At 68.9% G+C, this 8,850-nt stretch carries 10 protein-coding genes and 1 riboswitch; of the genes, 7 read left to right on the top strand and 3 right to left on the bottom strand.

What is annotated here, in order from left to right; genetic code table 11:
* The first annotated feature begins 250 nt into the window (after window positions 1-250).
* A riboswitch (S-adenosyl-L-homocysteine riboswitch) is annotated at window positions 251-350 on the top strand.
* Between the two features lie 33 nt (window positions 351-383).
* The 3 genes from ahcY (at window position 384) to D183_RS0114475 (ending at window position 2,671) form a co-directional block, all read left to right on the top strand.
* Window positions 384-1,829 carry an adenosylhomocysteinase gene (ahcY, locus tag D183_RS0114465; RefSeq protein ID WP_017909629.1) on the top strand — a complete coding sequence of 482 codons (1,446 nt, stop codon included), beginning with the start codon at window positions 384-386 and terminating at the stop codon, window positions 1,827-1,829.
* A gap of 256 nt (window positions 1,830-2,085) precedes the next feature.
* On the top strand, window positions 2,086-2,370 hold the full coding sequence (locus tag D183_RS0114470; RefSeq protein ID WP_017909630.1) for a CopG family ribbon-helix-helix protein: 285 nt from the start codon (window positions 2,086-2,088) through the stop codon (window positions 2,368-2,370).
* A gap of 1 nt (window position 2,371) precedes the next feature.
* Window positions 2,372-2,671 (top strand): type II toxin-antitoxin system RelE/ParE family toxin, encoded by a 300-nt coding sequence (locus D183_RS0114475; RefSeq protein ID WP_017909631.1) that lies wholly within the window; start codon window positions 2,372-2,374, stop codon window positions 2,669-2,671.
* 358 nt (window positions 2,672-3,029) lie between these two features.
* Here D183_RS0114475 and D183_RS0114480 read toward each other — a convergent pair whose 3' ends face one another.
* Window positions 3,030-3,788 carry a class I SAM-dependent DNA methyltransferase gene (locus D183_RS0114480; RefSeq protein WP_026144486.1) on the bottom strand — a complete coding sequence of 253 codons (759 nt, stop codon included), beginning with the start codon at window positions 3,786-3,788 and terminating at the stop codon, window positions 3,030-3,032.
* Between the two features lie 146 nt (window positions 3,789-3,934).
* On the opposite strand from D183_RS0114480, the gene D183_RS27535 reads away from it, so the two are divergent.
* From D183_RS27535 to D183_RS0114500, 4 genes are all read left to right on the top strand, one after another.
* Window positions 3,935-4,153: a hypothetical protein gene (locus D183_RS27535; RefSeq protein ID WP_157835216.1), complete on the top strand. Its 219-nt coding sequence runs from the start codon at window positions 3,935-3,937 to the stop codon at window positions 4,151-4,153.
* A gap of 168 nt (window positions 4,154-4,321) precedes the next feature.
* Complete coding sequence (locus D183_RS0114490) at window positions 4,322-5,710, top strand: cytochrome P450 (protein WP_017909633.1); 1,389 nt, start codon at window positions 4,322-4,324, stop codon at window positions 5,708-5,710.
* On the top strand, window positions 5,703-6,617 hold the full coding sequence (locus D183_RS0114495; protein ID WP_017909634.1) for a sulfotransferase domain-containing protein: 915 nt from the start codon (window positions 5,703-5,705) through the stop codon (window positions 6,615-6,617). Before D183_RS0114490 ends, D183_RS0114495 begins: the two co-directional genes overlap by 8 nt.
* Complete coding sequence (locus D183_RS0114500; RefSeq protein ID WP_017909635.1) at window positions 6,614-7,318, top strand: sulfotransferase family protein; 705 nt, start codon at window positions 6,614-6,616, stop codon at window positions 7,316-7,318. The genes D183_RS0114495 and D183_RS0114500 overlap by 4 nt, the downstream gene beginning before the upstream one ends.
* Before the next feature lie 2 nt (window positions 7,319-7,320).
* On the opposite strand, the gene D183_RS0114505 is transcribed toward D183_RS0114500, so the two are convergent.
* A complete protein-coding gene (locus D183_RS0114505) occupies window positions 7,321-8,094 on the bottom strand; it encodes a TorF family putative porin (protein WP_223875633.1) in 774 nt (257 codons plus the stop codon).
* Between the two features lie 5 nt (window positions 8,095-8,099).
* Window positions 8,100-8,850 (bottom strand): methyl-accepting chemotaxis protein (locus D183_RS0114510; protein ID WP_017909637.1); only part of this gene is annotated, 751 nt, incomplete at its 5' end.

Below are 8,850 nucleotides of genomic sequence, written 5' to 3' on the forward strand. Positions count from 1 at the left end.
TGGCGGCGCTGCCGGCCGCGGCCAGGGCCGCGCACAGCAGGCCGCACACCGGCCTGGCGACACGGCGGCGCCCGCGCACTGTGATCTGGTTCATCTCTTCCCCTTTCCTTCGCATCGATCGAACCAGCGACGGTAGCAGGGCCGGCGCGGCCCGCCCCCTGTCGATGGTTGGGCTTGGGCCTGCCATCCCCCGCCCTGCCCCCCCGCGTTCAAGCGCCACACGCGGCAGCCGCTATAATCGGTTACCCCTTGCGCCGAGGGGCGCTGCGACCGGATCGAGACCGGATTCCCCGTCTCCAGATCCGGCCAGGCTCGGCGCGAGGCTTGAGCGACAACGGCGCCCGGACTTCGCGAGTTTCTCGCCATTGACCGGAGCTTTATCGATGAACGCTGCACTCAAGCGCTTTTCCACCGAGGGCGACTACAAGGTCGCCGACATTTCCCTGGCCGATTGGGGCCGCAAGGAACTGGACATCGCCGAGCACGAGATGCCGGGCCTGATGTCGATCCGCCGCCAGTACGCCGCCGCCAAGCCGCTGGCCGGCGTGCGCGTCACCGGCTCGCTGCACATGACCATCCAGACCGCGGTGCTGATCGAGACGCTGAAGGACATCGGCGCCGACGTGCGCTGGGCCTCGTGCAACATCTTCTCCACCCAGGACCACGCCGCCGCGGCGATCGCCGCCACCGGCACCCCCGTGTTCGCCTGGAAGGGCGAGACCCTGGAGGAATACTGGGACTGCACCCTCGACGCGCTGACCTTCACCCTGCCCGACGGTACCCAGACCGGCCCGGAACTGGTGGTGGACGACGGCGGCGACGTGACCCTGCTGATCCACAAGGGCTATGAGCTGGAGAACGGCGCCAAGTGGGTGGACGAGCCGTCCTCCTCGCACGAGGAGCAGGTGATCAAGAACCTGCTCAAGCGCGTGGCGGTGGAGCGCCCCGGCTACTGGACCCGCGTGGTCAAGGACTGGAAGGGCGTCTCCGAAGAGACCACCACCGGCGTGCACCGCCTGTACCAGCTGGCCGAAGCCGGCACCCTGCTGATCCCGGCGATCAACGTCAACGACTCGGTGACCAAGAGCAAGTTCGACAACCTGTACGGCTGCCGCGAGTCGCTGGCCGACGGCCTCAAGCGCGCGATGGACGTGATGCTGGCCGGCAAGGTCGCGGTGGTGTGCGGCTACGGCGACGTCGGCAAGGGCTCGGCGCACAGCCTGCGTGCCTACGGCGCCCGCGTCATCGTCACCGAGATCGACCCGATCTGCGCGCTGCAGGCGGCGATGGAAGGCTTCGAGGTCAACACCGTCGAGGACACCCTCGGCCAGGCCGACATCTACGTCACCACCACCGGCAACAAGGACATCATCCGCATCGAGCACCTGACGCAGATGAAGGACCAGGCCATCGTCTGCAACATTGGCCACTTCGACAACGAGATCCAGGTCGAGGCGCTGTACAAGCTGCCGGGCGTGCAGAAGATCAACATCAAGCCGCAGGTGGACAAGTTCGTGCTGCCCAACGGCAACGCGATCTTCCTGCTGGCCGAAGGCCGCCTGGTCAATCTGGGCTGCGCCACCGGCCACCCCAGCTTCGTGATGTCCAACAGCTTCGCCAACCAGACCCTGGCGCAGATCGACCTGTGGCAGAACAAGGACAGCTACGAGAAGCAGGTGTACCGCCTGCCGAAGAAGCTGGACGAGGAAGTGGCGCGCCTGCACCTGGAGAAGATCGGCGTGAAGCTGACCAAGCTCACCGACGCGCAGGCCGCCTACCTCGGCGTGCCGGTCGATGGCCCGTTCAAGCCGGAGCACTACCGCTACTGAGCCATTGGCAGGAGATCGCCAGGCAGACAGGAACGGGCGCCGCGAGGCGCCCGTTTTTTGTGCGACCGGCGCTGCGAGCGTGTGGAGGCAGGGGGCTGGAAATTCGTACGGAGCGAAAGCCGCAGACATCGTCACCTTGCGCAGTCCCTGCTGCAAGCGGCCTTTTCCGGCCAGTCGGCCGACGCGCCTGTCCAGCCAGGCCGTCTGTACCACACCTGTGCTACATTGATTCCACACCAATCGCCTGGAGCTCCCCATGAGCACCACCACCATCCGCCTGCCGGACGCGCTCAAGGCCCGCGTCGCCAAGGCCGCGGAAGCGGCCGGCACCACGTCGCACAACTTCATCCTGGAAGCCATCGCCGAGAAGGCCGAGCTGGCCGAGCGGCGCGTCGACTTCCATGCAGAGGCCGAGCGCCGTTGGGGCGAATTTCTCGAAACCGGCGAGAGCATTCCCTGGGACGAGATGCGTCGCTATCTGATGGAACGCATTGAGGGCAAGGACATTCCCCCTCCCGCCGCCCGCAAGTTCGCGAAATAGCATGGCGCACGTCGAGTTCCTGCCCTCTGTCAACGAGGACCTACGGCGCATCATCGGCCATCTGGAACAACACGAAGCCGAGCATATCCAAGAGCGTCTGAGCGAGATCGTCAGCGCATCGAACGTGCTGACGGACAATCCGCTGATCGGCCGGCTGACGCGCCATGATGTGCGTGAACTGGTGATTGGCCAAGGCGCTCAGGGATATATCGCCCTCTACCGATACGTGGTGGCGCTGGATACCGTCTTTGTCCTGGCGATCCGCGCACAACGCGAAGCAGGCTATGCACGCGATGCATGAAACCGGGGCCGGTGCCCACGCTGATCTGGTCGATGCGTTGCTTGCCTGATTTGCTGTCACTGCCTCCCATGGCGCGGGCTAGCGCGGCACTTCGCAACCGAGGATGACATGCTGAGTGTTCCCCGCCGCAAACTGGCGATCGCGAAGCCAAGCGCCCGTGCCGGGTCGTAGCACGGCGTCGACCAGACCAGACACGATGCGCGCGGCTGCAGGAGCGGTTCGCCTATACACCAACGGGATAGCCTAGTCCGGCAGCGGCATGGCCGCAGACGCCGAATGCGATAAAGCCCAACTACTTCCGACGCCGCCACTCGCAGACCGGACATCGCCGTCAAGCGCTTACGACGGCGTGAATCTCTCAGGCCGTGCGCTCACTGGCAGGCACGTACACGGAGATCTGGATCCGGCTGCGCCCGTGATACGGCGTGCGTGCCCAGTCGCTCCAGCGCGCCTCCAGGCGCAGGCCGGCGATCTGCGCCATCAGGTCCAGCTCCGATGGCCACACGTAGCGGCGGCGCTCGCTGAAGATGCGCGTGCCGGATTCGCCCAGTACCACCACGCGCTGGTCGATGCGCTGCTGCAGCGGATCGGGCTGCGAGCACACCAGCATCACTGCCGCGCCATCGCCGTCGGTGTCCGGCACGTCCAGCACCTGGCTGACCTTGCCGCTTTCGAACACCTCTGCACCCGGCACCGCGCTCTGGATCAGCAAGCGTCCGTCGGGCGCCAGGCAGCGCGCCGCGTTGACCATGCAACGCAGCTGCTCGGCCTGCGTCAGCAGATACCCGAATGCCGCCACCGCGTAGATCAGGCCGAACGGCCCGCATACCGGCATGTCGGCGAAATCGGCGCAAACCAGGTGCAGGCGTTCGCTGCCGGGCTTGGCACGCAAGGCCTCGAGCATCGCAGGAGAATTGTCGATACCGGTGACCGGCACATCGCAGTGCGCGAGCGGCAAGCCAATGCGGCCAGTGCCGATGCCCAGTTCCAGCGCCGCACGGCCCGCGGCCAGCTCGGCGAGGACACCGACGCACTGCTGGGTGACGGCGGCAGGCCAGCGATCGTAGAAACGGTCGTAGATCGCGGCCAGGCGATCGTACTCGTGGGTCACGGGCATCCGCAGCCACTCGTTGCCGAAATGGCGCGACCATAGCACGCAGCGATGGCGACGCAGTGGCCACACGTGCAGGGCGGCACCCTGCATGGCATGCGCGGCGATGCGCTGCAATCGCGTGCGACACACGCCACAAAACTGCAGATGACATGCGCATTGCAGTTGGCCGCGCTTCAGTCTTTTGCTTGCGCCGCCGCATCCAAGCGAGGATGCTTTTTTCCGCGCCTGCCACGCTGAGGCAGGCGCGACAATCGCAACAGATCCCCCGCTCAATCAGGAGTATCGCCATGAAACGCCTTTTTGATTCGCTGTCGCGTTGGGTGCAGAGCCTCGGTGGCCGCAAGCTCGGCTACATCTACACCTACTGACCTCCCCCGCCACCGTCGCGTGGCATGACCGTGCGAGAGGGGGCGACCCGCCCCCTCTCCCCAGCGCTCTCCGCTTCGCACGGCTGCACGCCCGTTCGCCATCGGCTCCATGTCCCCTCCTGCGTCGCGGTGTGACCCGCCGACACGGCTATTCGTGCGGATCTGCACGTGACCGATCCGCACCCGCGCCCGCCAGGCCCGCGCGGGCACTGGGCGTTCGGCAACCGGCAGGCTTTCGCCACCGATCCCCTCGACTTCCTGCAACACTGCGCACGCACGCATGGCGACGTGGTGCGGATCGCCGAGCGCACCTATCTGCTCGCAGCACCAAGCGCGATCGCCACGGTGCTCGGCGACGACGGCAGCCTCTACGCCAAATCCGATCCGGATCCGCGTGCGCGGCGCGCTGCATTTCCGGCATCGGTGATGAACAGCGAGGGCGAGGCCTGGCGGCGCAAGCGCCAGGCGCTGCAGCCCGCGTTCCGCGCCAGCCTGGTGCGCGACTACGCCGCAAAGGCGGCCGCCGCCACACAGGTTCTGCTGCGCTCGCGCGACGACATCGACAACGTGCACGACCTGCGCCTGAGCATGACTGCGCTCTGCGCGCAACTGGGCGCCGGCTTCCTGCTCGGCGATGCGGCGCACGCGCCGGCGCTGCTGCGGATGCTGCCGATGGTCGATGCGATCCTGCAGCAGACGCGTACGCCGTCTGCGGCGCCGGCCTGGTGGCCGAGTGCCGGCAAGCGCCGCCTGCGTGCCGCACGCGGCGCACTGGACACCGCGCTGACGCAGATCCTGACGTCGCCACATTCTGATGACGCAGACGCCTCGGTGCTGGAGCTGCTGCGACGCGACGCTCCGCAGGCCGACGACGACTGGTGCCGCGACGAAGCGGCGGCGATGCTGATGTCGGCGCTGGAGCCGATGGCGGCCGGCCTGACCTGGACGCTGTTGCTGCTGGCGCAACATCCATCGATCGCGCAGGCCGTGGCGGAGGAAGCCGATGCCCTGCCCGGTATCGGCGGCGCATCCGCCACGCCCTGCGCCGATGCGCTCGTCGAACGCCTGCCGCTGACGCGCGCCTGCGTGAAGGAGGCCATGCGCCTGTATCCGCCGGCATGGATGACCGCGCGCATCGCGCAACGCGACACCACGCTGGGCGGCTTCGCGGTGCCGCGCGGTACCCAGCTGATCGTCAGCCAGTGGGTGGTGCAGCGCGATCCGCGTCACTTCGCCGCGCCGGACCGCTTCCTGCCGGCGCGCTGGCTGGACCCGGCGCAGACACCGGCGCGCTACACCTACTTTCCGTTCGGCGGCGGTCCGCGCAGTTGCATCGGCAGCCAGTTGGCGCTGGTGCAGATGACTGTGGTCGTGGCCGGTCTGTTGCGCGAGCGCACCCTGCACCTGGCGGCGGATGCGCGGCCGCGACCGTATCCAGCGCTGGTGCTGCGCCCACTCGATGTCCGCATCGCCTTGCGCCCGCGCACGACAGCCCCGCCCCGCCAGCCGCCCGCGACGGCGCCCTTCCCCCGCACACCGGAAACCCCGCATGGCTGATTCCGCCGCCTTCGCCAAGTCCCGGGAATACTCCAACCGCTTTTTCGATTCCGCCGCCTGGAACGAACTGGAGTTTCGCGACGGCGACATCGTCATCGCCAGCTACGCCAAGGCCGGCACCACCTGGCTGCAGCAGATCGTCGCGCAGTTGCTGTTCGAGGGCGCGGCGGACGTCGACGTGTCGGCGATCTCGCCGTGGCTGGACGGCGTGTACCCGGACCGCACGAGCAAGCTCGCGCTGCTGCAGGCGCAGACCCACCGGCGCTTCATCAAGACACATCTGCCCGCCGATGCGCTGGTGGACAGCGATCGCGCCAAATACCTGTACATCGGCCGCGACGGCCGCGACATCGCGCTGAGCCTGTACGACCACCAGTGTGCGGTCAGCCAGGATGCGCAGGCGCGGCTGGATGCCGGGGCGGCCGAACCGGGCAAGCTGCGCGTGGTGCCGCCGCCGAGCCTGCCGATGGATGCCTACGTGGCGCATTGGCTGGCCCACGACGGCGCACCGTTCTGGCCGTTCTGGGAGGGCGTGCGCAGCTGGTGGAAGCAGCGCGCGCAGCCGAACGTGCTGCTGGTGCACTACGCCGACCTGCTGCAGGATCTGCCCGGGCAAGTGCGGCGTATCGCCGCGTTCCTGGAGATTCCGGTGCGCGAGGCGGCCTGGGAGACCATCCTGGTGCACTGCCAGTTCGGCTACATGCGCCAGCACGCCGCGCGCTATGTGCCGCAGGGTGCCGGGCTGTGGCGCGAGGGCGGCAAGGCCTTCTTCAACCAGGGGCGCAGTGGCCGCTGGCGCGCGCTGTTGCCGGAGGCCGTCGCTGCCGACTACGAGGCGCGTGCGCAGGCGGAACTGGGCCGCGAGGCGGCGCAGTGGCTGGCGCAGGGCGCCGGGGCGGCAGCATGAGCCTGCGCGTCATCGGCGCCGGCCTCGGCCGCACCGGCACCCTGTCGCTGAAGCTGGCGCTGGAACATCTGGGCCTGGGCCGCTGCTATCACGCCATGGAACTGGCCGCGCACCTGCGCCAGGCCTTGCCGCTGTGGAATGCGGCGATCGACGGGCAGGCGGACTGGGACACGCTGTTCGCCGGCTATACCGCCAGCGTCGACTATCCCGGCTGCTGCTTCTGGCGCGAGCTGGTCGCGCGCTACCCGCAGGCCAAGGTGATCCTGACCGTGCGCGATGCCGATGCCTGGTTCGAGTCGGTGCGCAGCACCATCTTCGCCAGCGACGGCCGCGTGCCGGCCCTGTTCGGCGCCGAGGGCCAGCGGCTGAGCCGGTTCCTGCGCCGCGACTTCGCCACGCGCATCGACGATCGCGGCTTCATGACCGACTATTTCCGCCGCTGGAACCAGGCGGTCATCGCCAGCGTGCCGGCGCAGCGCCTGCTGGTGCTCGACACCGACGCGCAGACGGGCTGGGAGCCGCTGTGCGCCTTCCTGGGCGTGCCGGCGCCGGCACAGCCGTATCCACGCGTGCATGCGCGCAGCGGCGGCGGCACGCAAGCGCGCCCGCTGCCCAGCGACCCGGCGCAACGCGAGCAACGCCTGCGCGCCTACCTGGACCGGCTCGCCGTGGAGGCGTTCGCAGCGCCCGCCGACGGCTGAGCCTACAGCGAGAAGTTGCGCTTGATCGAGAACGACCAGGCGCCGTCGATCGGGTTGGAGACGTGCACCCGGCCCTCGCCATCCGCCACGCCGGTGGTGTAGCGGCGATAGACGCCGGCGCTGTTCCAGGCCCGTGCGTAGCTCAGGCCGAACTCGGTGCCGCGCCAGGTGCGGCTCAGGCCCACGCGCGCGTCGGTCCAGCCGTAGTCGGCGAAGTTGCGCACATGCTGGTGGCCGGCATGCACGCTGGCCTGCCAGTCCGGCGCCAGCGGCAGCGTGGCGTCCAGCGCCAGATAGCCGGAGCCGCGCGAGTGCCGGCCCTGGCCGACGCCCAGCGTGGCGCTGTTGTAGCCGAAGTAGTCGCGCGTCCAGGTGCTGGCGTAGGACAGTTCCAGCGTGCGCCAGTGCCCGGCGACGATCGCCTCGCCATAGTCGTAGCGCGTGCCGCTGGCGCTCATGCGCGCGCCCGGGTAGGCGTAGTGGTAGACGCCGGCGCGCCAGCCCCAGTCGCCATGGCTGGCCGCGTAGCCGGCATACACGTCCCACTCCACGTGCCCGCCTTCGATGAAGTACGGGCTCACCCCGGACGCCCAGGTGCCGGCATACCAGCCGCTGTCCGCGGCCACGTCCAGCCCACCCTGCAGCACCGGCCGCCCCCAGCTCTGCTCGAATCCGCGCGAGACGTAGTTCGAGGTCGCCGCCAGATTGGCGCTGGCGGTCCCGGCCCAGGCCGGTGCGGCGACGCCCAGCGCCAGCAGCAGCGCTGCGCTGCGCATGGCGCTCACGACACCAGCTCCAGCCGCGCCCGGCCCGCCGCGGCCAGGCCGCCCGACGAAGGTGCCGCGAGCTTGAACAGCGCCACCGCGCGCTGCAGTTCCTCGGCCTGATCCTCCATCGCCCGCGCCGCCGCCGTGGCCTCCTCGACCAGCGCGGCATTCTGTTGGGTGGCTTCGTCCATCTGCACGATGGTCTTGCTCACCTGTTCGATACCGGCGCTCTGCTCCTGCGAGGCGGCGGCGATCTCGCTCATGATGTCGGTGACCCGGCGCACGCTGGCCACGACCTCGCGCATGGTGTCGCCAGCGCCGTTGACCAGTGCGGTGCCATCGTCGATCTTGCCGACCGAGGCGTCGATCAGGCCCTTGATCTCGTGCGCCGCGGTCGCCGAGCGCTGCGCCAGCGCGCGCACCTCGCTGGCCACCACCGCGAAACCTCGGCCCTGCTCGCCGGCGCGCGCCGCCTCAACCGCGGCGTTGAGCGCCAGGATGTTGGTCTGGAAGGCGATGCCGTCGATCACGCCGATGATCTCGGCCATCTTCTTCGATGCTTCGGCGATGCCGGACATGGTGTCCACCACCTGCTCGACCACCGCGCCGCCACGCGAGGCCACGCCCGCGGTGTCCTGCGCCAGGCGGTTGGCCTGATGCGCATGCTCGGCGTTCTGCTTCACCGTCGAGGTCAGCTCCTCCATCGAGGCCGCGGTTTCTTCCAGATTGGCCGCCTGCTGCTCGGTGCGACGCGACAGGTCGTCG

The organism is Xanthomonas sp. SHU 199, assembly GCF_000364665.1.
In the GTDB taxonomy this organism is placed as follows: Bacteria; Pseudomonadota; Gammaproteobacteria; order Xanthomonadales; family Xanthomonadaceae; genus Xanthomonas_A; species Xanthomonas_A sontii.